Here is a 23769-nt window from a genome sequence, read left to right on the forward strand (position 1 = left end):
TGGTCAACGCGTGCTTGGGGCTTGAATCCCACGGCGCACCCGCCCTGGCGCCTCGCCGTAGATTTCCTTGAATTTCTTGCTGAATGCAGCCTGGGATTGGTAGCCGACCTGTACGGCAATATCGCTCAGCCCCAGGTGTGAGTGGCTGAGCAGGCTGAAAGCCAATTCCATTCGCACTTGCGTCAACAGCACCCACGGCGAGACACCGGCCACCTTGACGAATGCGCGCATGAAGTTGGCCCGGGACATGCTCGCGAGGTCCGCCAGGCCTTGAATGGTCCACTCGTGCGCAGGGTCCGCCAGCATCGCCTGCCAGGCCCGGCCCAGGCGCTTGTCACTGAGCAGGGCCAGCGAGCCGCTGTCCTGGCCGTGGCTAGCCAGGTGCGCACGCAGAATCAGGGTGAACAGCGCCTGGGACAAGGCGTCGAGCAGGAAGCGCGCGCCGGGCTGGTCCCCATCCGCTTCCCCGCGAAGGATCTCCACCAATGCCGGCAACGGCCCGTTGGCCGGTAACGCGCCGCTGGGAATCACCAGGTATTCGGGCAGGGCGCTGAACAGCAACGAAGCCCGGTTGAAGTGAAAACCCCCGCAAAGCATGTCCAACTCCGCGCTGGCACCGCCAATGCGATGAATCGGCAAGGTGCCCCCGGCCACGACCCGGGGTGAGGTCGGCGTCACCGTTTTTCCAGGGCTGTGCATGAGGTGCGGGGCGCCTCGCGGCAACAGCAGGATGTCACCGGCGCGCATGGGCAAGCGCTGCCCATCGGCAAACTCCACACGGCATTCGCCGGCCAGCACGATGTGATAGGGCGCCGTGCCCAGGGCTTGCTGCCCGTGATCCAGGGCCCAGTCGCCCTGGAACTGACAGCGCAGGTCCAGGCTGCCGCGAACGTTGGCCAGGCTGATGAGTTTATCGATCGCATTCATTTGAGCGTTTCGCCAAAAAAACTGAGCGGATTGAGCAAAACCGAGTGGCGCCAGGGTGAAAAACTGAGGGCGTCAAAACAGTACACCCAACCCACTCAGGAGTTAATGCCATGTTCAATAACTGGTCCGAATTATTACCCACCATCCAGAAAGCGTTTGGCGCGCTGGGCCGCAGCAACCCGAAAATGGTCAAGGCCTATATGGCACTCGGGGAAGCCGCCAGCGAAAACAATGTGCTTGATGCCAAGACCCGCGAGCTGATCTCGATCGCCATCGCCGTGACCACTCGTTGCGATGGCTGTATCGCGGCCCACACGGATGCGGCGATCAAGGCGGGGGCGAGTCGTGAGGAGGTCGCTGCAGCCCTGGCAACCGCGATCTCGTTGAATGCGGGGGCTGCCTATATCTACTCGCTGCGGTCGCTTGAGGCGTATGACATGCTGAAAGCATCGGCGTGATTGGTGTGCATATCCGGTTCTGCGGTAACGGCCACTGGCGGTGAGGCGGCCTGATAGCCGACCTGATTCATGGTGGGGCCGCGTTTCTCCTGTGGGAGCGGGCTTGCTCGCGAAGCGGAGGGTCAGTTTCGGTGATGGTGGATGTGCGGGCCCCATCGCGAGCAAGCTCGCTCCCACAGGTGATCTTGGGTGTTCATGAATCTTGTGTTCACCGCAGGCCGACTGTGGGAGCGAGCTTGCTCGCGATGGCGGTGTTTCAGCCACATGGATATTGGGCTGCTGGCCCAATCGCGAGCAGGCTCGCTCCCACAGGAGAAACGCGGTCTCACCAAGAACCAGGTCGGCTATCAGGCCGCCTCACCGCCAGTGGCCGTTACCGCAGCAACGGATATACACACCAAAAAAACGACGCCTCTCTGAACGGAAAATCAAAACCCCGCAAACAGCATTACAACGCCCCCGGGACTTTTAGTGCTACCCGGTGCGATTGTTTCATGTGGCGCAATCAAGTCATGAGATTCCTGGGCATTCTCTAAAAACTGTCCGCCAGTGAAACTGATCCCAGAAGCGATCGACCGTTTCGGGCCGTCGCAGCGTTCTCCATTCTCCAGGAGATTTCCCATGAACGACGTTATCTGCACCGGCAACCCTTGGCCGGACACCGCTGTCGCGATTCACCAGGAGCACGAAAGCGGATTCCTGCTGCCCCAGTTGATGGGCGCCCTGGCCAACGAGTCCGTAGCGCCTGTTTCGAACGACCTGTGCCAACAACACACCGGCGGCGTATTGCTGGCGAAGGCTGGCGCCTTTGTAATGCGGGCTCTGAGGCGAATACCGATCAGCTAACGTAGAACCTGTGGCCTGATGACCACCACCGAATAACCGATCACCTGAGCGGCAGAAAGAGTTCCGTAACGGCTTCGTTCTCAGCAACGTCCGGAAAGAACGTTATGCGCTGGCAGTAGAGCGGAAAGTCCCTAGGCTCCTCACCGCTGGCCGGCAGCCAGTCCCTGTACAAGTACAGTGCAGCGGGCTCGAGGTTGTCTGCGCCCCCTTCGACCCGCAGCACTGCACAACGCCCGGCGGGGATACTGCCGGCCTTGATCGCTTCGTCGTTCGGCACGATGGGCTGCTCCGTCCCTGCGCATAGATCCAGGCGATAGTCTTCTGGTGGCGTCGTGCGCGGGTCGGTGTGAAATACATTGAACGTCGAACTGATCGACGGGATCAGGCCGACACTCCGCCGCCAGGCAATGAAGCGTTGGAGGGTCGTACCGATTGTCGAGGGATCGCCTCGGTGTTCCATGATGGCGACGGGTGTCGCGGGAACTGTGCGGATCTGTACGTCACTGGGCTGATAGAGCGTGGGCATGAGGCGGTTCCTCGCAGTGTGCAATGGCGTGAACGTGGTGTTCCAACGCTGCCAGTCGGGAGACGTACGGAAGTTCGAGGGTGGTTGCCCCACGCGCTGTCGAAATGCACGGGCGAAGGCGTCTGGCGCTGCGTAACCGGCGTCCATGGCGATCTCGGTAATCGTTTCATGTTCGCGAAATGCCAGTTTGTAGGACGCGCGTTTCAGGCGGGCGAGCTGGACATAACGATTCAAGGGCAAATTGAACGTCGCCATGAACTGCCGGTGAAAATGGTATTTCGAAAAAGCCGCAACGCCGCTCAACGTATCCAGGTCCAGGCAGTCATCAAGATGCTCGTCGATGTAATCGAGCACCTTCTGCATCCGGGACGGGTAGTGCTTTTGTGTGTCGGTCATGGTTTTCCCCCGTGAGGACACCAGCATGAGGCCGACAAGCAAAATGCGCTCGACCGATCTTGCTAACTTGAGCGCCCCTCCTGGTGACAGGCCATGCATTACGTCTTGGCCGGAGAGTCGATCAGCCGGCAAGTACCCAGGAAATAAAACATACCACCGGCAACAATGAAGAGCGCGAGCATGTAGAAGATGTAGTGAGGCGGCTGCGTCGCCAATACCAGGCCACACAGCACCGGTCCGGAGGCGGCGCCGAGGTTGCCAAGATTTTGCGCAGCGTAGTACATGCCTCGCAAGTGGTCGGGAGCGATGTTGTCGATGAACATGTATTCGGCGGGGAAGACGATGATCTCTCCGAGCGTGAACACCGCCATGGCGATCACCCACAGCACGAGTGTGTCGGCCAGGGCAAAACCGGCCAATCCGAGGATGAACAAGCTCAACCCCGCCGCCAGCCACAGGTTTAGATGGCGGTGGGATATCTTTCGGCCAATGGCGTACTGCAGGCTGATCACCATCAGCGCGTTGGTCGTCACCATGGCACTGATGATGCGGTAGGTGAACTCCGCTGTTGTCGTGACCACCAGGTACTGCGAGAGATAGGCCGTGAACTGGCCGAAGACCACCGCGCTGAGCAGGCCGCCGAGGGTGAAGCACACTAAGCGGTAATCCCGCAGCAGAAGCTTGCCCACGGCCAGGAAAGGCACGGGTTTGTGGCTCGCATCGACGACCGCCAGGTCCCTGTCGCCCCAGACGAAATACACCAGGCAAAACCCGGCCCCCAGCATGCTGGACAACAGGAATGGCAGGCTGATGTCCAGCTTGGCCATTCCTGCCCCGAGAAACGGCCCAACGGCATAACCGATATTAGTCAGCGTGTATTTGATCGAGAACGCTTCGCTGCGATCGGCAACTGCAAGCAAGCTGCCAAATCCAGCCTTGACCGCGATATCGATGACGGCATAAGCCAGGTTGATCAGTATCAGGCAGCCGTAGAACAGCCAGAGTTCGCGAGCCAGGAATGTGCCGAGAAACCCTGCTGTGAACAGGCCGCTAAACCCCAGGATGAGTCGGTGACTGGACATATTGTCCACGAGAAAGCCGCCATAGAGGCTCAACAGGGAGCCGATGATCAATGTGCTGCCGATCACCAGGCCGATGTCGGCAACGTTCAATCCAAAGCTGTCCGACAGGTAGATCACCAGGTAGGGCAGTGTGATTGCCCGGGCCAGCGTCAGGATAAGTGACGCCGAAAGCAGCAAATTGACTGACGTGGGATAGCTTTTGAGGGTGGCGAGCATCCTTGCCTCATACGACCGGAGATGTTTATAGGGGGGGCAGCGTCGTCTCGCGGACGGATACGCAGCTGCCAAGCTTACTGAGGAAACCAGTTCTGATTTATGATGTTTTTTCTCGTCTTGATTGAATCCAGTTCATGAATGAAGGATGTCCATGTTTTCCTCGGAGCGTTTGAAGGGCATCGATGTATTCGTCTGCGTCGCCGAAACCGGCAGCTTCAAGGCCGCCGCTGAGCGGATGAATCTCACGGGTTCTGCCATCAGTAAAAGCATTGCTCGCCTGGAGAGTCGGCTCGGCGTTCGACTGTTCGAACGTACGACTCGACGTATTTCGCTGACCGATGCAGGCGTCGCTTTTCTTCGCACCTGCACCGGCGTGCTGGCCGACCTCGAAGAGGCCGAGCTGTCGCTACAGGCTGAAAACGCCGAACCCCATGGCAGGGTTCGGATCGACCTTCCCGGTGCTTTTGGCCGTTCCCAGGTACTGCCTGTCGTCTTGCGATGCCTGGAGCAATACCCGCAACTGGTACCGCACATTTCGTTCTCCGACGGTTTCATCGACGCCGTGCAGGAGGGCGTGGATATCGTTATCCGGTTGGGAGGCGCGGAGGTTTGGCCGGATACGCTGGGGCATCGGTACCTTGGCAGGGAATGGCATATTTTCTGCGCATCACCTGCGTATCTGGCCAGGCATGGCACGCCCCTGACTGACCTTGATCTGGAGCAGCACCGGTGCATCGCCTACGGTTGGCGGGATGGAAATGTCAGCCCCTGGAATTTCGCCGGGCGCCACCGGGGCGAAACGCTCAGGAAACAGGTGTCGCCAAAGCTGGTGGTGGGCGATGGCGAGGGCTTGGTGGCTGCGGTATTAGCGGGTTGCGGTATTGCCCAATTGCCGTCCTGGTTGGTCCAACGGCAACTGGACGAAGGGACATTGGTTGAAGTGTTGCCCCAGTTGGCAACCGATGGGATGGCGATCAGTCTTGCCTGGCAGAAAAGCCGTGAGATGCTTCCCAAGGTCGCTGCTCTACTGGACGTGCTGACGGCCAGTTTGGCTCAGGCAGCAGGAGGGCCGGCACAACGGTTATAGAGGTTCTTGCCCGTGGTGCGACGACTACGTCGACACCGAATCATGGCAACAGACGCAAAGCTTGTTGCCATCGAGATCCCGAAAGTAGGCGCCGTAATAATCGGGATGGTAGTGGGGTCTCAAGCCGGGTTCTCCCTCACACGTCCCGCCCAGCGCCATCGCTGTTGCGTAGCTGCTCCTGACAGTTTCCCGGCTGGCGGCAAGCAGAGCCACCATCTGTCCGTTGCCGGGTTCGCTTGCCTTGCCGTCAAACGGTTTGCCAATCACGAAGATCGGGCGAGGCGAGTTTTCGGCAATCCAGCCAGCCCAGCCTTTCGTGGCGTCGCAAAATTTCAAGGTAAGCCCCAGTTCGGCCATGAGTTTTGAATAGAACACGAAGGCGCGATCAAAATCGGCGATACCTAAAAAGACGTGGGAGATCATGATGGCTACCGTTTTGTCTGTGGGCGCGAAGGGGTGTTTTGACATCCAGCGTACGCTGCCACAGGTATCATCGCGCTGCCAAGTTCGGGCTGTTAAGACTTTCGCCCAGACGCTTGAGGCCTGGCCTGCCGCGCTTCGGTACCGACGACCAGCCAGATGCCCACCCCGGACACCGCCATCCCGACCACCATCTGCCAGGAAAGCGGTTCGTCGAACATGGCCCAGGCCCAGAGCATCGTAATGGGCGGGCTGAGGTACAGGGCGCTGGCGACCCGGGTGGCCGTCGCGCGGCGCAGGCATAGCCAATAAAGGCCGTAGCCGCCCATCGTCGACAAGCCTGCGGTCCACAATACGCTCAGTGCAAAGCCTGCGCTGGGTAGTGGGGCCAGGCTGCCATGGACGCCCTCGACCAGGGCGAAGGCCAGGCCCGACACGCAACACTGCAGCCAGAGGTTGGGTAGCAGGCCCAGCGATTGTTCGGCGGGCAGGTATTTCTGCCACAGGGTCGCGACGGCGAGCGAAAGCATGCCCAACAGCGGCAGGCCATAGGCCCACAAGGGCGCGTTACCCCACGCCAGCGCGCCTTGGGTCACCAGCATGACGCCGAGCAGGCCGATAAGCAGCCCCGCCCAGACCTGCCAGGCCAGCCGTTGTCGGAGTACGCCGGCGGCCAGCAGTGCCAGGCCCATCGGCAACAGGTCGGCGACCAGCGCGGCCAAGCCCGCAGGCACACCCAGGGCAATGCCTTGGGTGATACCGCCCAGATAGCCCGCCATCGCCAGGAGGCCGATGCCCGCGTTCTTCAACAGCACGGCGGGAGAGGTCCGGCGTAGCGACCTGGCGACGAAGGGAAGCAGGACGAGCGTGACCACGACGCACCGCCAGAACACCACCAGCAGGGCCGGCGCGTAATCGATGGAAAAGCGCGCGCCGACGAAGCCGGAACTCCACGACACAAGCAATGCCGCTTCGAGCAACGGCAACGGAATCAGCCAGTACCAGGCAGGCCGGGGCAGGGAAGTGCAGGTCATCGATTTATTCGGGTTCATGCCCACAGGCTACGAAACCCGGCTAATCTAATAAATCAAAATGTAATGCATCAGTTGTTCACGAAGATTGAATCATGACGGCCATACTCGATATCGACTTGATACGTACTTTTCATGCGGTGGCACGAATCGGGAAATTCAGTGCGGCGGCAGAGCAACTGCACAAAAGCCCGGCGGCGGTCAGCGTGCATATCCAGCGTCTGGAAGCGGTCGCTGGCGGGCGGTTGCTCAACCGGGACAATCAGTCGGTGTCCCTCACCGCGTTGGGCAAGCGTCTGCTCGTGGCGACGGCGGAGCTGCTGAGCACCCATGACCGGGTGCTGGCCGACCTGCACGGAACCCGTTTGGCGGGACGCATCACCTTGGGGGTGCCGGATGAATACGCAGACCATGTCATCCGCGACATCCTCCCGACTTTCGCCGCCGCGTGGCCCAACGTGGTGCTGGAGCTCAAGACCGCGCCAAGCTATGCGCTACGGGACCTGGTGCGGCGCGGCAAGCTCCAGGCGGCGGTTGTTGCCCAACCGAAGGGACAGATGAGTGCAGAGGCGCAAGTACTGGTGTCCACCACCCCGGTCTGGGTCGGGCCGGCCCACACGATGGCGGCCTCGATGGAGCCGCTGCCGCTGGCGGTACATGCGGCGCAATGCCCTTATCGGCAAGCGATGATGGAGGCCCTCAGGCAAAGTGGGCGCAAGACCCGCATCGTCCTGGAAAGCCCCTCCAACCAGGCCGTCAAGGCCTGCGTGGAGGCTGGGCTGGCGATCAGCCTGATAGACCGGGCGCGGGTGACGGATGCCATGCGGATCCTCGAAGGCCTGCCGGTGATCGCGGAGCATGAGGTGGTGTTCATGCGAGACCAGGCGTCACAGGGTGACGAAGCCGTGAGCCTGCTTGCCCGTGCCATGCAGCAGTATTTCCGGCTGTAGAACCGGTCTGGGGACTGCTGCGCAGTCCAGCGGGAGCAAGCTCCCTCGCCACAAAAGCCCGCAGGTGCAATACCCGAGGGCAATTGTGGCTAGGGTGGCGTTTGAATGGTCCACGCTGTCACCCAGCTGAACCCCTGTAGCGAGGGAGCTTGCTCCCCCTGGGCTGCGCAGCAGCCCCAAGACCAGCCCCAATGACCGGATCAAGCCGACAACGGCGGTGTCCGAGGCGGGACCCGGCGCTTGGAGCCAATCGACTCGAACGCCGACGCCAGTTGCAACAGCTTCGAATCATCATAGGCACGCCCGGCGAATGTCAGCCCGACGGGCATGCCGATGTCCGCCATGACGCCCATTGGCACGGTGACAGTGGGTACGCCCAGGTGGCGGATGGCGAGGTTGCCATTAGCGACCCAGACTCCGTTGCTCCAGGCGATATCGGCAGATTCCGGATTGATATCCGCATCCGCCGGCCCGACGTCGGCGACGGTCGGGAAGATCACCGCGTCCAGGCCCAGCCGCTCCATCCAGTCTTCCAGATCGATCCGGCGGGTCGCTTCAAGCCCCCGCAACCCGTCGGGCAGTGTGGGGATCTGGTCCCAGGGCGTGATGCCACGTTGGGCCATATTCACGTATTCATCCATGCCGGCGGCCAGATCGTCCTCCCGGTTGGGCAGGGTGCCGGGGTCGTGGGGGAAGATCTTCGGTCCGTCGACATCGGCCAGGCAGTTCAACGTCGGATCACCGTTGGCCCGCAGGAAATCATCGAATGCCCAGGCCGACAGGTCCCACAGCTCATGGTGCAGGAACTCCTTGGACACCAGGCCGCGGGTGAACACCGTCGGTGCGCCGGGACGATCGCCCTCGCAGTTGGACACCAGCGGGAAATCCACCTCGACCACTTCGGCGCCACAAGCCTCCAGGGCCTTGCGGGCTTGTTCCCAAAGGTCGATCACCGAGGCGCGGGTGATGATTCTCTGCCCCGTCGGGCCGCCGATGCCGGGGGCCTCGGCCGTGCCGGCTTCAGGGTCAGCGTTGATGTACATCCGTGGCACGCCGAACCGAATGCCGGCCAGCGCCCCCGGGTTGCTGGCAAGGCTCGGATATGAGGCGGGACGAACCGAGTCGACGCTCGGAATCGGCACCCAGGGTTGCAGGCGCCACAGGTCGCCACGGGTGTCCGGGTCCTCGGCGACCACCACGTCCAGCACTTCGAGCAAGTCGGCCATGGTCCTGGCGAAGGGCACGACGACGTCCATGGTCGGCGTCAACGGCCAGTTGCCGCGCACCGAAATCACCCCACGCGACGGCGTGTAGGCGCACAGGCCGTTGTTCGACGCCGGGCCGCGTCCGCTCGACCAGGTTTCTTCGGCAAGGCCGAACGCCGCGAAACTGGCGGCGGTTGCCGTGCCTGCACCGTTCGAGGAGCCGGAGGCAAAGGGCGCTGTGAGGTAGTCGCCGTTGTACGGGCTTTCCGCACGGCCATACACCCCGCGCTGCATCCCGCCGTTGGCCATGGGGGGCATGTTGGTCTTGCCCAGGCAGATGGCTCCGGCGGCGCGCAGCCGTTCGATGGTGAACGCATCGCGATAGGCCACCAGGTCCTTGAACGCCGGGCTTCCGGAAGCGGCGGTGAGCCCCTTGACCAGGTAACTGTCCTTGGCCGTATAGGGAATGCCGTCGAGCGGGCCGAGGGTCTGGCCGCTGGCCCGACGGGCATCGGAGGCCTGCGCTTCCTTCAGCGTATCCGGGTTGCGCACCACCACCGCGTTGAGGGCGGTGGGCGTGTCGGGGCCGTCGTAGGCATCGATCCTGGCGAGGTAGGCCTGGACAAGCGCTACCGCCGTGGTCTGGCCCGATTCCAGCGCGGCGCGCAGTTGGGCAATGGAAACTTCGGTGATGTCGATCATGCAGTTACCGCCGCGGTGGAAGGATGACGGGGGTGTCCGGGTCCATTGACGGTGGGGCCTGGCACTTCAGGTCATCTCAAGGTGGATATTTATCGGGTTTTGCTTACTGTACTACGGAAGAACGAACAAGGGCAGCCCATGTTTGATCGGACTTTTTTTCAAGCGTGCGCAAACTTCCCATCTTCAGACTTCGTTAAGAAACGGCCTCGATACTTCTCCCCAATAGCCCGAGGGAGAACGTTGCGCCATGCCCGATTTTGACTGGAATATTCACTTGCCGCTGGTCTTCGGTGACGCCGGGCTGCCGGCTCGCCATTTGCACCGAGCCTTGCCGGGACAACCTCGGCGGGCTGAGTTCGAAGCGTTCATCCAGCAGCGTTTTCGCCACGTCCATGGCGCCGACATTCGTCACTTCATGCCAGAGTTGTTCGGGCTCGACGATGTGCACGGCACGCTCTGCGCTGCGGCTGGCGTGCGCCGGGCCGCCCAGGGACCGCTGTTTCTCGAGCGTTATCTGGACAGCCCCATCGAGCCTTTGATCAGCGCCGCCGCCGACCGGCCGGTGGACCGCGCCGCCATCGTCGAGGTCGGCAACCTGGCCGCCAGTGACACGGGCAGCGCCCGGCTGAGCATTATCGCGATCACTTATCTGTTGGCCATGGGCGGCCTGGAGTGGGTTGCGTTTACCGGCAACGTCGGTCTGGTCAACAGCTTCCACCGCCTGGGCCTCAAGCCCGTGACCCTGTGCCCGGCCGACCCGCAACGCCTCGGCGAGGACCGTCACCTTTGGGGTCGTTACTACGAAAGCCAGCCGTGGGTTCATGTCGGAAACATTCGCGCCGGTTTTATTCATCTGCGCAATACCGGCTTGTTCAATCGACTGGGACTGCCCACGGACCTCGGAGAAACCAGCCATGTCGCCTGAGGTGGAACGGTTCAAGCGCACCTTGCGTGGGCATGCCGAGCGCAGGGGCCACGCTATTGCGTTGTGGGGCGACGGTTCGCAGCTCGACTACGCAACGCTTTACTCCGAAGTGGTGTACCGCCAGCAACGCCTGCGCGATGAACACATCAGCGTTGTCGCCCTGGCCCTGGACAACGGCATCGAAGCGATGCTCTGGGACCTTGCCGCGCTGTTTGAAGGGCTGGTCTGCGTCATCCTGCCCGGTTTTTTCAGCCAGGCTCAACGTCGCCACTGTCTGGAGCAGAGCCAGGCCGAGCGGGTGATTGCCGAGCCTGCGTTCGAAGCGGAACTGCAAGCCGCCGGATACCAGCACAGTGGCGAGTTCTGGCGGCGGCATTTCGACGGGCCGAGTCGTCTGCCGACAGGCACCGCCAAGTTGACGTTCACCTCCGGTACCACCGGCACGCCCAAAGGCGTCTGCCTGAGCGCCGACAGCCTGTTGCGGGTGGCCCGTGAACTGGAGCAGGCCAGCCAACCGGTCGAGGCCAGGCATCACTTGGCATTGCTGCCCCTGGCGATTCTGCTGGAAAACCTTGGCTGCTACGCGGCGCTGTATGCCGGTGCCATGCTGAGCCTGCCCAGCCAGAAGAACCTCGGCATCCAGGGCGCGAGCGGGGTTGATTCGACGCGCCTGCTGGGATGCCTGGCCGAGCGTCGGGCGCAGAGTCTGATCCTGGTTCCGCAACTGCTGTTGATGTTGGTCATGGCCGCTGAGCAGAGGGCGTTCAACCCGCACATCGTGCGATTCGCCGCCGTCGGCGGGGCACGGGTGTCCCATGATTTGTTGCAACGGGCCCAGCGCGTCGGCCTGCCGGTGTTTGAGGGCTATGGACTGTCGGAATGCGCCTCGGTGGTGTGCCTCAATCGGCCACAGGCTCATCGTGCCGGCAGTGTCGGTCAGCCGTTGCCCCATGTGAAGGTCCGCTTGGCCGATGACGGCGAAGTCCTGATCAAGGGCTCGACGCTGCTCGGTTACCTGGGTGAGCCACTGCACGCCAGCGAATGGTGGCCCAGCGGCGACCTGGGCGAGTTTGACGCAGACGGTTTCCTTTACCTGCGCGGTCGCAAGAAACACCAATTCGTGACCAGTTTCGGTCGCAACGTGAACCCCGAATGGGTGGAAGCCGAACTGACCCAAGGCGGTGACGTCGCCCAGGCCTTCGTTTATGGCGAAGCCTTGCCGCACAACCATGGGTTGCTCTGGCCCGCCCGCGCCGACTGTACGGATCAAGCGCTCGAACTGGCCGTGGCCAAGGCCAACGACACGCTGCCCGATTACGCACGGGTCCATCGCTGGACACGTCTGGACCAACCCTTCAGCACTGCCAACGGCATGCTCACCGCCAATGGCCGGCCACGCCGGGAAGCCATCGTGGAGCGGTACCGGGCGCAGCTCACTTCACCTGTCTTGTCCGAGGAATCCCCATCATGAGTTTTTTTGACACGTTGCAAGCAGCTACCCAGCAAGAGCGTCAGACCCTGTTCAATCTGCCGATCATCCGTGACGCTCTCAACGGCCAGGTCAGCCTGAATAGTTATCGGGGTTTCCTGGTCCAGGCGTATTACCACGTGCGCCATACGGTGCCGTTGATGATGGCGTGCGGAGCGCGCCTGCCAACCCATCTGGAATGGCTGCGCAAGGCCGTGTGCGAATACATCGACGAAGAGTACGGCCACGAGCAATGGGTGCTGGATGACATCGCCGTGTGCGGTGGCGATCAGGACGCGGTGCGCAACGGCCAGCCATCGTTGCCCATCGAATTGATGGTCAGTTACCTCTACGACTTGATCGCCCGAGGCAACCCGGTCGGCCTGTTCGGCATGGTCAATGTGCTGGAGGGAACCAGTATCGCCCTGGCGACCCATGCCGCCGACAGCATCCGCCAGCGCCTGGAGTTGCCAGCCACGGCGTTCAGTTACCTCAGCTCCCATGGTTCGCTGGACATCGAGCATATGCAAACCTATCGCGGCTTGATGAACCGGTTGGACGCTCCGGCGGACCAGGCTGCGGTGATCCATGCCTCCAAGGTGGTGTACCGGTTGTACACCGACATGTTCCGGGGCTTGCCTCGTGACGGGGAGCATGAACATGCGCCTATGTGATGCGCGTGTCGTGCTGACGGGCGCCAGCGGTGGAATCGGCCAGGCCATCGCCGCCGCCCTGTGCGCCAGTGGCGCGCGGGTACTGGCCGTGGCCAGGCATCGCGAAGCCTTGCAGCCGTTGCTGGAGCGTTATCCGCAGCACTTGAGCTGGGTCGAAGCCGACCTGACCTTCCTCGCCGACCGACGCAAGGTACTGGCCGCCGCCGAGAGCCAGGGCGGCATCAATCTGCTGATCAATGCCGCCGGCGTGAACCACTTCGCCATGCTCGAACAACTCGACGACAGCGAGATCAACGCCATGCTGGCGCTGAACATCAGCGCGCCGATCTGCCTGACCAAACTGTTTTTGCCGCGGCTCAAGCAGGCCGACAGTGCGATGGTGGTGAACGTCGGTTCGACCTATGGATCAATCGGCTACCCGGGCTATGCCAGCTACTGCGCCAGCAAGTTTGCCTTGCGCGGTTTTTCCGAGGCCTTGCGCCGGGAGTTGGCCGACACCCGCGTCGGGGTGCTCTACGTGGCGCCCCGGGCCACCCGTACCGCGATGAACAGTCCGGCGGCCGACGCGCTCAACCAGGCCCTCAAGGCCAACGTCGACGACCCGCAAACCGTGGCGGCGGCGGTGGTCCACGCCATTATCGGCGACCGGCGCGAGCTCTATCTGGGCTGGCCCGAACGTTTTTTCGTCGGCCTCAACAGCCTGCTGCCCAACCTGGTGGACCGTGGCCTGCGCAGGCAATTGCCACTGGTGCGCCGGCTCAGTCACAAACCCGAAAACGAGCACCTCAAACCATGAAAAGAATCCTCGCTTGCCTATTGATCGGCACCTTGAGCCAAAGCGTCTGGGCGTTGGAGGCGGCCGACCAGCAACGTCTCAGCGACATCCAGCAGCGCTGGGCCCACATTCAATATGAAGTGCCCGAAGGCCAACGCGCCGATGCGTTCGAAAAACTCTCCGTCCAGGCATCGGCGTTCAAGCAGGAACGCCAATCGGTGGCCGAAGCGTGGATCTGGTCCGGCATCGTCAACAGCAGTTGGGCCGGCGCGAAGGGTGGGCTCGGCGCACTGGGCAAGGTCAAGGAAGCCAAGGGCGACCTGGAAAAAGCCCTGGCCCTGGACCCCAAGGCCCTGCAAGGCTCGGCCTACACCAGCCTCGGCGCACTCTACGACCGGGTGCCGGGCTGGCCCCTGGGTTTCGGCGATTCGGACAAGGCCGAGCAATTGCTCAAGCAGGCCTTGCAACTCAACCCGAACGGCATCGACAGCCTGTACTTTTGGGGCGATCACCTCTACCGTCAGAAGCGCTATAGCGAAGCCAAGGCGGCGCTGCAAAAAGCCTTGCAGGCAGCGCCGCGGCCGGGTCGGGAAACGGCCGATGCCGGGCGCCGCAAGGAGATCGACGCGTTACTGGTGGATGTGAACAAGCAACTGAGCTGACAGGAGCGCGTGTGCGTTTATTACTGATCGAGGATGACGTGGCCTTGGGCGAAGGTATCCATCAGGCCCTGAGCCGCGAAGGCTATACCGTCGACTGGTTGCAGGACGGTAGCAGCGCCTTGCATTCGCTGCTCAGTGAAACCTTCGACCTGGCGGTGCTCGATCTTGGCCTGCCACGCATGGATGGCCTGCAAGTGTTGCGGCGTTTGCGTGACAGTGGCTCCAACTTGCCGGTGCTGATCCTCACCGCCCGGGATGCCACCGAGGATCGCATCGCCGGGTTGGACGCCGGGGCTGACGACTATCTGGTCAAGCCCTTCGACCTGGCGGAGCTCAAGGCCCGGCTCAGGGCCCTGCTGCGCCGCAGCGCTGGCCGTGCCCAGGCGTTGATCGAACATGCCGGCATCAGCCTGAACCCCGGAACCCAGCAAGTCAGTTACCAGGGCAAGCCGGTGGCCCTGACGCCCAAGGAATATCAACTACTCCATGAACTGCTTTCGCCGCCGGGTCGCGTCATGACCCGTGATCATCTGATGCAGTTGCTCTACGGCTGGAGCGAGGAGGCCGAGAGCAACACGCTGGAAGTGCATATCCATCATCTGCGCAAGAAATTCTCTACCGACCTGATCCGTACCATTCGCGGTGTCGGTTACCTGGTGGAGGAGCGTCGATGAGTTCGATCCGGCGTCGCACCCTCACGTTGATTCTCGGCCTCTTGTTCCTTGGCTTGTTGATCATCACGGTATTTAACCTGCATGACAGCAACCACGAAATCGCCGAGGTCTACGATGCCCAGCTGGCGCAGAATGCCCGGCTGCTGCAGGGCGTGATGCGCATGCCGATGGCGAGCAAGGAGCACGCCGAGCTGTATCAGGCGTTCAATGCGGCGTTGGGGCAGGCGGTGCCTAAAGTCGACGGTCATCCCTATGAAAGCAAGATCGCTTTCCAGGTCTGGAGCTCACAAGGTTCGTTGCTGGTTCATACCTCCAGCGCACCGTCGTTCACCTCACCGCCGAGTTCGCCCGGTTTCAGTGAGATCGTGGACCAGAAGAACCGTAAGTGGCGGGCGTTCGTCCTGGACGACGCGCAATACGGCTTCAAGATCTGGGTGGGCGAGCGTGACGACGTGCGTGCCGACTTGGTCGACCGCATTGTTCGTCACACCGTCGTGCCCAACCTGATCGGCAGCGTGGTGCTTGCCGCGGTGATCTGGCTGGCCATCGGTTGGGGGCTCAAACCCCTGGTCGATATGGCGGCGAAGTTGCGCGCCAGGCACCCCGGCTCACTTGAACCCCTGCAGATGATGCCACTTCCTACGGAGCTTGAGCCCATGCAGGCGGCCCTCAACCGCGTATTGGCGCAGATCCAGGAGGTGATGGGCCGTGAGCGGCGTTTCATCGCCGACGCCGCCCATGAAATGCGTACGCCCTTGGCCGTGCTGCGGGTGCACGCACAGAACCTGATGGAGGCGGGAAGCGAGCAAAGCCGTCGCGAGTCCCTGGAACATCTGATAGCCGGGGTCGACCGCACCACGCGCTTGGTCAACCAACTGCTCACCATGGCGCGGCTCGAACCGCAGGCAGGTGTTCCGACGCCCGCGGTCATCGACTTGCCTGCTACGGTTCGTGCGAGCCTGGTCCAGATGACCCCTTGGCTGTTGAGCAAGGGGCTCGAACCGGTGCTCGATGTCAGCGATGACATCGGTCCGGTTCGAATCGACCCGGTGGCCATCGACATCGCCTTGAACAACCTGGTGACCAACGCGGCCAATTTTTCTCCGGCCAATGGCACGATCACCGTACGGCTGGCCAGGAAGGGCGATCACTACGAACTGTCCGTCGAAGACCAGGGGCCGGGTATTGACGAGGCCGAGCGTGAGCGGCTCTTTGAGCGTTTCTACAGCCGTGGCAATGACCAGGGGGCCGGCTTGGGATTGACGATAGTGCGCACTATCGCCGATCGCCTGGGTGGCCAGATCCGGCTGGAGAACCGGGCCGAAGGCGGGCTGTGCGCGACCTTGGACATAGAGCTCTTTTAATCAACGTTCCCGGCGTCATGACAGTTTGCCGGTCTGGGTGGGTGGTTCAAGCGGGCGCATCGGCGGTGGATGGTTCGGTGAGCAAAGCGACTATCTCGCCGACCGTGCTGCGTGCGGTGCGTGTAACGCCGATCAGCGTGGCTGAAGCCGATCCCGTCCACTCGCCGTAGCCGACCAGCCACAGCCCGGGCTCTTGTATCGAGCGAGTACCCTCGACCTCCACACGGCCGTCGTCGTTGAGCACTCCCAGCGCATCCAGATGCTGCAGGGCGGGCCTGAATCCGGTGCACCAGATCACCACGTCCACGGCCGATTCGCGGCCGTCGGCCCAGATCACGCCGTTGCGGGTAAAGCGCTCGAAAGGCCTGACGGCCTGAAGGACGTTGCGTTCACGGGCCTCGACAACCGGTGGCACCATCACGATGTCGCCCAAACCTCCCACGGGTTGGCCAATGACGCGACCTTCCTGCTCGGCCTTCCAGCGTTCGGTGGCGCGCTCGAACAACACGCGCCCATCCACTTCGTCGGGAAGGAACAGCGGCTCGACGGGAGTAACCCAAGTGGTCTCGGCGACTTTCGACACCTCGGCCAGAATCTGCGCCCCTGAATTGCCGCCGCCCACCACCAGGACTTTCTTGCCGGCGAAAGGGGACGCCTCGACATAGTCCGCCGAATGCAGTTGCTGACCAGCGAACAAGGCCGCATCAGGGTAATGAGGGATGTAGGGGTTGCTCCAGGTGCCCGTTGCGCTGACCACGACCCGGGCGTCCCAGTGCCTATCCGGGGCATGTACTCGCAAGCCCGTTTCGGTGTGTTCCACGCGGGTGACCTGCACGGGCCGCTCCACTGGAAATCGATAGCGCTGTTCGTACTGCTTTAGATAGTCGATCACATGGTTTCGCGACGGATAGCCATCCTGCGTGGGGGGCATCATCCAGCCGGGGATCGAACTCCAGGTCGCCGGGGAAAAGAGTCGTAGCGAGTTCCAACCATGGCGCCAGGCACCACCGGGTTCTTCCTGGGCGTCGAGGATGACGAACGAGAGAGGCGTGCGTCGCAGGAAATAGGCCACCGCCAAGGCCGCTTGGCCGCCACCGATGATGACTACGTCAAATGTATCGGGGTGTGAGCGGGACATGAGGCTGAATCCTTTGGTTAAGACAGGAAGAGAGTCCGTTGCAGGACTCCCAGGGTTCCCATGTTGGTTTTCATGGCAATCTCCCGATCAATGGTTGCGCCGGGTTTCCAGCGCGGTGAACAACAACATGCCCGCCAACATGGCCAGCATGAACACAAAGGCTTGCCAGTGCCCGGTCAGCATGATGGCCACGGCGGGGCCGGGGCAGATGCCGGCGATGCCCCATCCGATACCAAACACCAGGCTGCCACCGATCAGGCGTAGGTCCAGTTCTCGCTTGAGCGGCAACTGCATGGAGCCGCCCAGCAGCGAATGAGTCTGTTGGCGCGCCCAGGCCAGCGGGACAATGGCGGTGCCAATCGCGCCGATCATCACCAACGCCAGAGACGGATCCCAGGCACCGGCCAAGTCCAGGAAACCCAAAACTTTTTTCGGATCGGTCATGCCTGCCAGGAGCAGGCCGAAGCCAAAGAGCAGGCCTGCGATGAATGCCGTCAGTTTGCGCATGTTCAAACCCCTATCACGTGACGCAGGACAAATACCGTGGCGAAACCGCTGAGGATGAAACACGCCGTGGCGACCATCGAACGCGGTGAAAGGCGTGATAGACCACAGACACCATGGCCACTGGTGCAGCCCGAACCGTAACGAGTGCCGACCCCCACCAACAGGCCCGCGACAGTGAGGCCGAACCAGCCGCTCTGAAACTCGATGGGTGGCAACGTCGCAAACACGCCCCATGACAGCGGCGCGACGAGCAGGCCCAGGAGAAACAGAGCCTTCTCGCCCAGCCCTTCGCTACCACGCTGCAGTAGGCTGCCAATCAGCCCACTGATGCCGGCGATCCGGCCGTTGGCGACCACAAACAGGCTGGCCGCCAAGCCAATCAACATACCGCCGGCAAGGGATGACCACGGCGTAAAGTTGAGCCAGTCAATATTCATCAGCGTTCTCCGGGGGGAGTGATCGTCACGGTTGACGATCGGACTCGGTTAAACGCAGTCGAAGCTGTTTTTCAATTTCGATGATAGCGAACAGCGCAATGCCCACCGCGATGATCAGCAGTCCGTCCTTGAAGGGGACCGGTTGGGTTGCGAACACAGCTTGCAGCGGTGGCGCGTAGGTGATGGCGAACTGGGCTACGGTCACTGCCGTGACGGTCGCCCACACAACCTTCGTACCTCGAAGGCCCTTCCAGGTCAGCGACGTGCCGTAGAGATTGCGGATAAAGAACAGATGGAAAATTTCCATCACGACCAAAGTGTTCATCGCCAGGGTGCGGGCCAGTTCGACGGGGTAGCCTCGGTCCAGGGCATAGGTAAAAATGCCGTAGACGCCGCACAGGAACAGAATGGAAACGAGCACCATATGCCAGACCAATGCACCGCTGATCAACGGCTCCTGTCGTGAGCGCGGCGGCCTGCGCATGGTGTTGTCTTCGGTCGGTTCGAACGCCAGCGCGATACCCAGCGTGATGGCGGTGATCAGGTTGATCCACAGGATCTGTATCGCTGTGACTGGCAATGTAAGGCCAAACAGCAGCGCGACAATCAGGGTCATTGTCTCGCCCGCATTGGTGGGTAACGTCCAGCTCAGTACTTTCTTGATGTTGTCATAGACCGTCCGGCCTTCACGCACAGCGGCCACGATGGAGGCGAAGTTATCGTCCGCCAGTACCAGGTCCGCGGCTTCTTTGGCTGCTTCACTGCCTTTGCCGCCCATGGCGATGCCCGCGTCGGCGCGTTTGAGCGCTGGCGCGTCGTTGACGCCGTCGCCGGTCATCGCCACGGTCATGCCGTTGAGTTGCAGCGACGTCACCAGCCGCAGCTTATGTTCGGGGCTGGTACGCGCGAAGATGTTCACTTGCTTGAGCGATTCCCTGAGAGTGGCATCGTTCATGGCGTCCAGGTCGTTGCCGGTCAGGACCTTGTCGGGGTTGTCCAGGCCGATCTGATTACCGATGGCGCAGGCGGTGCCGGCGTGGTCGCCGGTGATCATTTTCACGACAATGCCGGCCGCCTGGCATTGCTTGATCGCCTGGATCGTTTCCGGGCGGGGCGGGTCGATCATTCCCACCAGGCCCAGCAAGGTCAGTGTCCCTTGCACATCGGCAAATTCCAGGATGGCGTGTTCGGGCGGGACGGACCTGACGGCGAGCGCCAACACGCGTTGGCCTTTGCGGGCAATGGCATTGGCCTGCGCGTGCCAATAGTCGGCATCGAGCGGTGCCGTTGCCCCCGTGCTGCTACGTTGGCATTTGCACATGGTCAGAATCTGTTCCGGCGCGCCTTTGACATAAATCGCGGCTTGGCGCTCATGGTTGTGATGCAGCGTCGCCATGAAGCGGTGTTTGGCGTCGAACGGAATGGCATCGGTGCGGGGCCAGGTGCCGCGTTCCTCTTCGCCGTTGATGCCGGCCTTGGCGCAAAACACCAGGAGTGCGCCTTCCATGGGGTCCCCTTCGACTTTCCAGGTGTCTTCGTGCTGCCTCAAGCTTGCGTCATTGCACAGGCTGGTCGCGCGCCCCAGTTCGGCCAGCACCGGGTGATGGGAGGTATCGATCAACTGATCGGCAAGGTTCATGTTGCCCGAAGGCTGATATCCGACACCGTCGACCATGAAGGTCAGGTTACTGGTGACGACGGACGCCACCATCATTTCGTTACGGGTGAGGGTGCCGGTCTTGTCCGTACAGATGACCGATACCGAGCCCAGGGTTTCGATGGCCGGCAGGCGCCGAACGATGGCGTTGCGATGGGCCATCGCCCGCACGCCCACCGCCAGGGTGATGGTGAGTACGGCGGGCAATCCCTCGGGTATGGCTGCGACCGACATACCCACCACGACCATGAATATCTCGCTGAAGACGTAGCCCCCGATAAAGTGGCCATAAGCGAGTAGCAGGCCGGCGATCAGCAAAATCAATAGCGTCAGCCAGCGGGCGAAGACATCCATTTGCTGTGTCAGGGGCGTTGTCAGTGGCTCCACTGCCGACAACAGGTTGCTGATGCGCCCGATTTCAGTCGATGTTGCGGTGGCGACAACGACCCCTGTTGCTTGTCCGCAGGTCACCAGGGTGCCACTGAATGCCATGCAGGCACGATCACCCAGGGCCGCTTCGATGCGCACCGGTTCGATATTTTTTTCAGCCGGAGCGGATTCTCCGGTCAGGATGGCTTCCTGGACCTGTAGCCGATTGGCATGCAGCAGGCGCAGATCCGCCGGGACTTTGTCGCCGGCCTCCAGCAAGACGATATCGCCGGGTACCAGTTCCTCGCCTGCGATGCCCAGGCGTTCGCCGGCACGTATCACCGTTGCACGGGGCGCGAGCATGTTGCGGATGGCATCCATGGCCTGTTCGGCCTTGCCTTCCTGGACATAGCCAATGATTGCATTGGCCACCACGACAGCGAGAATGACCACCGTGTCCCACAGGTGTTGCAGCGTTGCGGTGATAGCAGCGGAACCCAGCAGCACATAAATCAGGATGTTATGAAACTGCAGCAGAAATCGCCGCCACGCTGGCCGCCGGGCTGACGCTGACAACCGGTTGAAACCCGTACGCTCAAGCCGGGCCTGGACTTCGGCGATGTCCAGCCCGGCTTGCCCATCGACACCAAGGTGTTTGAGTGCCTGTTCGGCGGGCAATGTGTACCAGGCCAGGCCCTGCGAAGGCATTGTCGGGTGCGCCGCTGGTATATTGCTCGGTCGGTTCATCAGCCACGTTCCTGTGGGTAGGGAGCGGTTGTTCTACAGGCCATCGACGCAGGTCTGCCTCAGCCAACCTGCTGCGGCGCAATTACCCAAACGCTGCAGGGCATCTTGTACAGCAAGCCTTCCACGGTGCTGCCGATCAGCTTGTCCAGGCTGCCGTAGCGCACGCGCCCCATGACGATGACATCAATGTCATGGGACGCGGCGTAGCTCGCCAACACCTTGGCCGGGTCACCCATGATCATGCGTCGCTGGTCCGGGGCGATGCCATTGCGTTCGGCCAGTGCATCGAAGGCCGCACTCTGAGACTCGTAGAGTTGGCGGGCCAGGGTGGAGGAGAAGAACATCGAACCGTTGCCAAAACCGTATTCAGCGGCGGTAATGGACGAAAGATCGTAGGCGTAGATGACTTCCAGCGTTGCATCGCAGCGGGTGGCCAGCTTGTTGGCTTCGCTCAGGATCCGGTCATTGAGGCCTTCATAGCGTCCGTCCTGATGAAACGGGTCGACAGCCGCCAGGATCTTGCGCGGACGCGCGTGGGCGGCCTTGTTGACGAAGTGCAGCGGCACTTCGCATTCGCGTAGCAGATGCACGTCCAGCGGCGTGAACATCAGTCGGGAAAACCACGACTCAGGGTCCACTGACTTGATCAGTGCATTCATCGGCGCTTCCTTGAGGTGGACCAGGATCTCTTGCAAGGGACGCTCCACCCACGTCACTTCTGTTGTGACCTCGATACCGAGTTTACGCAGGGGCCTGGCCTGTTCCTCCAGCCACTGCCGATGGCGCTCGATGTAGCCCAGGCGCATCTGTTCCAGTGCTTGCTCGTTGACCAGGCCGGCCGTGGCCAGGCCTTCGAGGTAGTCAAAAGCGACAATATGCAGCGCCGCGCCTTCGGCCTTGGCCAGTGCGGCCGCCCGATCGAACGCCGGGCTGTGTTCCATCAGTGGCGAGACCACCAGCATCAAGCGTGATTGCGTAGACATGACAAACCTCCCGGGCAAGGACCTGTTGGTGCCGGGCGACGTTTCGCGCGGCGTAGTGTCTGTCATCGATCATGAGCGTCATGGAGCCCGGTAACTTGATTTGCATCAAACACACTTCAATGCGTTGCATCGGGGGACAGCGGCGGCGGGGTAATCGCGCTATGTTTGAGCATGATCCGTCGTCCCAGGGCATGAGTGCAGCCGGCTCGGGCGGCCCTGGATTCAGCTACAACCGCAGGCCGCGCAGAGAGCCGTTCCTATGACTGAAACCCTGGCCTTCGCCAATGCCGCCGCCGCGCTGGGAATCGGCCTGCTGGTAGGGCTTGAGCGCGAACGCCGCAAAGGCGAGGGCGACCGGCGCGACTTCGCCGGCCTGCGCACCTTCGCCATCACGTCGGTGCTCGGCTATCTGGCGATCCAGGCGGGCGGTCCCCTGTTGCTGGGCGGCATGACCCTCGCCCTGGGCGCCTTGGTGACCGTGGCCTACTGGCGAAATCTCGACAAGGACCCGGGAATCACCAGCGAAGTGGCCTTGTTTGCGGTACTGGCACTGGGCGCGCTCTGTGCGAGCGCTCCGGGCCTGGCGACCGCCATTGGGGTAGTGATGGCCGGGCTGCTCGCCAGCCGCCAGGCGTTGCACCACTTTGCCCGCAAGCAGTTGACCGCTACCGAGATGCGCGATGGCCTGGTGCTGTTGATCGCCGCGCTGGTCGTGCTACCGCTGGCACCGGACCGCTTCCTCGGACCTTATAACGCAATCAACCTGCGCACCCTGTGCACCCTCACCGTCATGCTGATGGCGGTGGGGGCGTTGGGGCATGTCGCGGTTCGCACCCTGGGGACTCGCTACGGCTACGCCCTCAGTGCGATTGCCTCTGGGTTCGCCTCCGCCACGGTGACGGTCGCGACCATGGGCGGCATCGCGGCCAAAGAACCGATCAATCTCAAGGTGGTGAGCGCCGCGGCAGTGTTATCCAACCTGGCGACAGTGGCGCAGATGGGGCTGATCCTCGCGGCCGTGGACCCCGTGCTGCTGCGTTGGATGTGGGGGCCATTGCTGTGCGGGATGCTGATGGTATTGCTCTACGCCGGCGTGCTGATGTTTCCCCGCCCAAGGGCGCGGGCCGATGAACCGATCAAGCACGGCGGCGCCTTCAGCCTCAAGCTGGCGTTGACGGTGGTCCTGGCGATGACCGGTATCACCGTCCTGTCGTCGGCGATGCTCGATGCGTTTGGCCAGTCTGGGGTGACCGTCACTGCGATTTTCAGCGGGTTGCTCGACGCCCATGCCTCGACAGCCTCCATTGCGTCCCTGGCCAAGGGCGGGTTGTTGCCCTTCGACGGTGTCGCCGTGCCGGTCTTGATGGCGCTGAGCAGCAACTCCCTGAGCAAATGCGTCGTCGCCTGTCTCAGTGGCGGGCGAAGGTTCGCCGGCTATGTGATTCCCGGCCAGGTGCTGATAACGCTGGCAATGTGGGCGGGGCTGTTGCTTCCGAGTTTTCCAGCCTGAATGAATGATGGCCGCTTGATGAAGATCAAGTCC

Annotated in this window: 23 protein-coding genes; 12 read left to right on the top strand and 11 right to left on the bottom strand. The window is 62.1% G+C overall.

Annotated features, from left to right (window positions below; all coding sequences use genetic code 11):
* Positions 1 to 3: 3 nt before the first annotated feature.
* Positions 4 to 927 carry an AraC family transcriptional regulator gene (locus tag AB4N80_RS17195; protein WP_460078056.1) on the bottom strand — a complete coding sequence of 308 codons (924 nt, stop codon included), beginning with the start codon at positions 925 to 927 and terminating at the stop codon, positions 4 to 6.
* Positions 928 to 1037: 110 nt separating this feature from the next.
* Between AB4N80_RS17195 and AB4N80_RS17200 the strand changes: the two genes are divergently transcribed.
* Both AB4N80_RS17200 and AB4N80_RS17205 read left to right on the top strand, forming a co-directional pair.
* A complete protein-coding gene (locus AB4N80_RS17200) occupies positions 1038 to 1385 on the top strand; it encodes a carboxymuconolactone decarboxylase family protein (RefSeq protein ID WP_122565775.1) in 348 nt (115 codons plus the stop codon).
* Between the two features lie 621 nt (positions 1386 to 2006).
* Complete coding sequence (locus AB4N80_RS17205) at positions 2007 to 2231, top strand: hypothetical protein (protein WP_122565774.1); 225 nt, start codon at positions 2007 to 2009, stop codon at positions 2229 to 2231.
* Positions 2232 to 2271: 40 nt separating this feature from the next.
* Here the strand turns inward: AB4N80_RS17205 and AB4N80_RS17210 are convergent, their stop codons facing one another.
* Together AB4N80_RS17210 and AB4N80_RS17215 are read right to left on the bottom strand one after the other, a co-directional pair.
* Positions 2272 to 3153: an AraC family transcriptional regulator gene (locus tag AB4N80_RS17210; RefSeq protein WP_122565871.1), complete on the bottom strand. Its 882-nt coding sequence runs from the start codon at positions 3151 to 3153 to the stop codon at positions 2272 to 2274.
* 98 nt (positions 3154 to 3251) lie between these two features.
* Positions 3252 to 4451 (bottom strand): MFS transporter, encoded by a 1200-nt coding sequence (locus AB4N80_RS17215; RefSeq protein ID WP_460078058.1) that lies wholly within the window; start codon positions 4449 to 4451, stop codon positions 3252 to 3254.
* A 151-nt stretch (positions 4452 to 4602) separates the two neighbouring features.
* On the opposite strand from AB4N80_RS17215, the gene AB4N80_RS17220 reads away from it, so the two are divergent.
* Positions 4603 to 5538, top strand: a complete 936-nt coding sequence (locus AB4N80_RS17220; protein ID WP_122565870.1) for a LysR family transcriptional regulator — start codon at positions 4603 to 4605, stop codon at positions 5536 to 5538.
* 24 nt (positions 5539 to 5562) lie between these two features.
* On the opposite strand, the gene AB4N80_RS17225 is transcribed toward AB4N80_RS17220, so the two are convergent.
* A complete protein-coding gene (locus AB4N80_RS17225) occupies positions 5563 to 5961 on the bottom strand; it encodes a VOC family protein (RefSeq protein ID WP_122565869.1) in 399 nt (132 codons plus the stop codon).
* Between the two features lie 92 nt (positions 5962 to 6053).
* Positions 6054 to 7010, bottom strand: coding sequence for a DMT family transporter (locus AB4N80_RS17230; RefSeq protein ID WP_122565772.1), 957 nt, complete (start codon positions 7008 to 7010; stop codon positions 6054 to 6056).
* A gap of 74 nt (positions 7011 to 7084) precedes the next feature.
* On the opposite strand from AB4N80_RS17230, the gene AB4N80_RS17235 reads away from it, so the two are divergent.
* The gene (locus tag AB4N80_RS17235; RefSeq protein WP_122565771.1) at positions 7085 to 7939 is read left to right on the top strand and encodes a LysR family transcriptional regulator; all 855 of its coding nucleotides are present in this window, start codon (positions 7085 to 7087) and stop codon (positions 7937 to 7939) included.
* Between the two features lie 200 nt (positions 7940 to 8139).
* Here AB4N80_RS17235 and AB4N80_RS17240 read toward each other — a convergent pair whose 3' ends face one another.
* On the bottom strand, positions 8140 to 9846 hold the full coding sequence (locus AB4N80_RS17240) for an amidase (RefSeq protein ID WP_122565770.1): 1707 nt from the start codon (positions 9844 to 9846) through the stop codon (positions 8140 to 8142).
* Between the two features lie 247 nt (positions 9847 to 10093).
* Between AB4N80_RS17240 and AB4N80_RS17245 the strand changes: the two genes are divergently transcribed.
* From AB4N80_RS17245 to AB4N80_RS17275, 7 genes are read left to right on the top strand one after another with little or no spacing between them, the layout of a single operon-like run.
* Entirely contained in the window at positions 10094 to 10771 is a 678-nt protein-coding gene (locus tag AB4N80_RS17245) for a thermostable hemolysin (protein ID WP_305467393.1), read from the top strand.
* A complete protein-coding gene (locus tag AB4N80_RS17250) occupies positions 10761 to 12242 on the top strand; it encodes an AMP-binding protein (RefSeq protein WP_460078061.1) in 1482 nt (493 codons plus the stop codon). Before AB4N80_RS17245 ends, AB4N80_RS17250 begins: the two co-directional genes overlap by 11 nt.
* Positions 12239 to 12913 (top strand): TenA family transcriptional regulator, encoded by a 675-nt coding sequence (locus AB4N80_RS17255; RefSeq protein ID WP_122565767.1) that lies wholly within the window; start codon positions 12239 to 12241, stop codon positions 12911 to 12913. The genes AB4N80_RS17250 and AB4N80_RS17255 overlap by 4 nt, the downstream gene beginning before the upstream one ends.
* Positions 12900 to 13709 carry an SDR family oxidoreductase gene (locus AB4N80_RS17260; protein WP_122565766.1) on the top strand — a complete coding sequence of 270 codons (810 nt, stop codon included), beginning with the start codon at positions 12900 to 12902 and terminating at the stop codon, positions 13707 to 13709. The genes AB4N80_RS17255 and AB4N80_RS17260 overlap by 14 nt, the downstream gene beginning before the upstream one ends.
* Entirely contained in the window at positions 13706 to 14350 is a 645-nt protein-coding gene (locus tag AB4N80_RS17265) for a tetratricopeptide repeat protein (RefSeq protein WP_122565765.1), read from the top strand. The genes AB4N80_RS17260 and AB4N80_RS17265 overlap by 4 nt, the downstream gene beginning before the upstream one ends.
* Before the next feature lie 11 nt (positions 14351 to 14361).
* Positions 14362 to 15024, top strand: a complete 663-nt coding sequence (locus AB4N80_RS17270) for a response regulator (protein WP_122565764.1) — start codon at positions 14362 to 14364, stop codon at positions 15022 to 15024.
* Positions 15021 to 16388, top strand: a complete 1368-nt coding sequence (locus AB4N80_RS17275) for a sensor histidine kinase (RefSeq protein WP_460078064.1) — start codon at positions 15021 to 15023, stop codon at positions 16386 to 16388. The genes AB4N80_RS17270 and AB4N80_RS17275 overlap by 4 nt, the downstream gene beginning before the upstream one ends.
* Before the next feature lie 46 nt (positions 16389 to 16434).
* Here the strand turns inward: AB4N80_RS17275 and AB4N80_RS17280 are convergent, their stop codons facing one another.
* From AB4N80_RS17280 to AB4N80_RS17300, 5 genes are all read right to left on the bottom strand, one after another.
* Positions 16435 to 17526, bottom strand: coding sequence for an ArsO family NAD(P)H-dependent flavin-containing monooxygenase (locus AB4N80_RS17280; protein ID WP_460078065.1), 1092 nt, complete (start codon positions 17524 to 17526; stop codon positions 16435 to 16437).
* Between the two features lie 87 nt (positions 17527 to 17613).
* Positions 17614 to 18033 (bottom strand): DUF6691 family protein, encoded by a 420-nt coding sequence (locus tag AB4N80_RS17285; protein WP_122565761.1) that lies wholly within the window; start codon positions 18031 to 18033, stop codon positions 17614 to 17616.
* A gap of 2 nt (positions 18034 to 18035) precedes the next feature.
* Positions 18036 to 18470 (bottom strand): YeeE/YedE family protein, encoded by a 435-nt coding sequence (locus AB4N80_RS17290; protein WP_122565760.1) that lies wholly within the window; start codon positions 18468 to 18470, stop codon positions 18036 to 18038.
* Positions 18471 to 18495: 25 nt separating this feature from the next.
* Positions 18496 to 21243, bottom strand: a complete 2748-nt coding sequence (locus AB4N80_RS17295) for a cation-transporting P-type ATPase (RefSeq protein ID WP_460078068.1) — start codon at positions 21241 to 21243, stop codon at positions 18496 to 18498.
* A gap of 59 nt (positions 21244 to 21302) precedes the next feature.
* Positions 21303 to 22226 carry a universal stress protein gene (locus AB4N80_RS17300; RefSeq protein ID WP_122565758.1) on the bottom strand — a complete coding sequence of 308 codons (924 nt, stop codon included), beginning with the start codon at positions 22224 to 22226 and terminating at the stop codon, positions 21303 to 21305.
* Positions 22227 to 22485: 259 nt separating this feature from the next.
* On the opposite strand from AB4N80_RS17300, the gene AB4N80_RS17305 reads away from it, so the two are divergent.
* Positions 22486 to 23736 carry an MgtC/SapB family protein gene (locus AB4N80_RS17305; RefSeq protein ID WP_122565757.1) on the top strand — a complete coding sequence of 417 codons (1251 nt, stop codon included), beginning with the start codon at positions 22486 to 22488 and terminating at the stop codon, positions 23734 to 23736.
* Positions 23737 to 23769: the final 33 nt, after the last annotated feature.

This window comes from Pseudomonas sp. H3_A02, assembly GCF_054671965.1.

Bases quoted from the DNA above. Each gene is read 5' to 3' on its own strand.
- AB4N80_RS17195 (WP_460078056.1), bottom strand. From the start codon at position 927: ATGAATGCGATCGATAAACTCATCAGCCTGGCCAACGTTCGCGGCAGC.
- AB4N80_RS17200 (WP_122565775.1), top strand. From the start codon at position 1,038: ATGTTCAATAACTGGTCCGAATTATTACCCACCATCCAGAAAGCGTTT.
- AB4N80_RS17205 (WP_122565774.1), top strand. From the start codon at position 2,007: ATGAACGACGTTATCTGCACCGGCAACCCTTGGCCGGACACCGCTGTC.
- AB4N80_RS17210 (WP_122565871.1), bottom strand. From the start codon at position 3,153: ATGACCGACACACAAAAGCACTACCCGTCCCGGATGCAGAAGGTGCTC.
- AB4N80_RS17215 (WP_460078058.1), bottom strand. From the start codon at position 4,451: ATGCTCGCCACCCTCAAAAGCTATCCCACGTCAGTCAATTTGCTGCTT.
- AB4N80_RS17220 (WP_122565870.1), top strand. From the start codon at position 4,603: ATGTTTTCCTCGGAGCGTTTGAAGGGCATCGATGTATTCGTCTGCGTC.
- AB4N80_RS17225 (WP_122565869.1), bottom strand. From the start codon at position 5,961: ATGATCTCCCACGTCTTTTTAGGTATCGCCGATTTTGATCGCGCCTTC.
- AB4N80_RS17230 (WP_122565772.1), bottom strand. From the start codon at position 7,010: ATGAACCCGAATAAATCGATGACCTGCACTTCCCTGCCCCGGCCTGCC.
- AB4N80_RS17235 (WP_122565771.1), top strand. From the start codon at position 7,085: ATGACGGCCATACTCGATATCGACTTGATACGTACTTTTCATGCGGTG.
- AB4N80_RS17240 (WP_122565770.1), bottom strand. From the start codon at position 9,846: ATGATCGACATCACCGAAGTTTCCATTGCCCAACTGCGCGCCGCGCTG.
- AB4N80_RS17245 (WP_305467393.1), top strand. From the start codon at position 10,094: ATGCCCGATTTTGACTGGAATATTCACTTGCCGCTGGTCTTCGGTGAC.
- AB4N80_RS17250 (WP_460078061.1), top strand. From the start codon at position 10,761: ATGTCGCCTGAGGTGGAACGGTTCAAGCGCACCTTGCGTGGGCATGCC.
- AB4N80_RS17255 (WP_122565767.1), top strand. From the start codon at position 12,239: ATGAGTTTTTTTGACACGTTGCAAGCAGCTACCCAGCAAGAGCGTCAG.
- AB4N80_RS17260 (WP_122565766.1), top strand. From the start codon at position 12,900: ATGCGCCTATGTGATGCGCGTGTCGTGCTGACGGGCGCCAGCGGTGGA.
- AB4N80_RS17265 (WP_122565765.1), top strand. From the start codon at position 13,706: ATGAAAAGAATCCTCGCTTGCCTATTGATCGGCACCTTGAGCCAAAGC.
- AB4N80_RS17275 (WP_460078064.1), top strand. From the start codon at position 15,021: ATGAGTTCGATCCGGCGTCGCACCCTCACGTTGATTCTCGGCCTCTTG.
- AB4N80_RS17280 (WP_460078065.1), bottom strand. From the start codon at position 17,526: ATGTCCCGCTCACACCCCGATACATTTGACGTAGTCATCATCGGTGGC.
- AB4N80_RS17285 (WP_122565761.1), bottom strand. From the start codon at position 18,033: ATGCGCAAACTGACGGCATTCATCGCAGGCCTGCTCTTTGGCTTCGGC.
- AB4N80_RS17290 (WP_122565760.1), bottom strand. From the start codon at position 18,470: ATGAATATTGACTGGCTCAACTTTACGCCGTGGTCATCCCTTGCCGGC.
- AB4N80_RS17295 (WP_460078068.1), bottom strand. From the start codon at position 21,243: ATGAACCGACCGAGCAATATACCAGCGGCGCACCCGACAATGCCTTCG.
- AB4N80_RS17300 (WP_122565758.1), bottom strand. From the start codon at position 22,226: ATGTCTACGCAATCACGCTTGATGCTGGTGGTCTCGCCACTGATGGAA.
- AB4N80_RS17305 (WP_122565757.1), top strand. From the start codon at position 22,486: ATGACTGAAACCCTGGCCTTCGCCAATGCCGCCGCCGCGCTGGGAATC.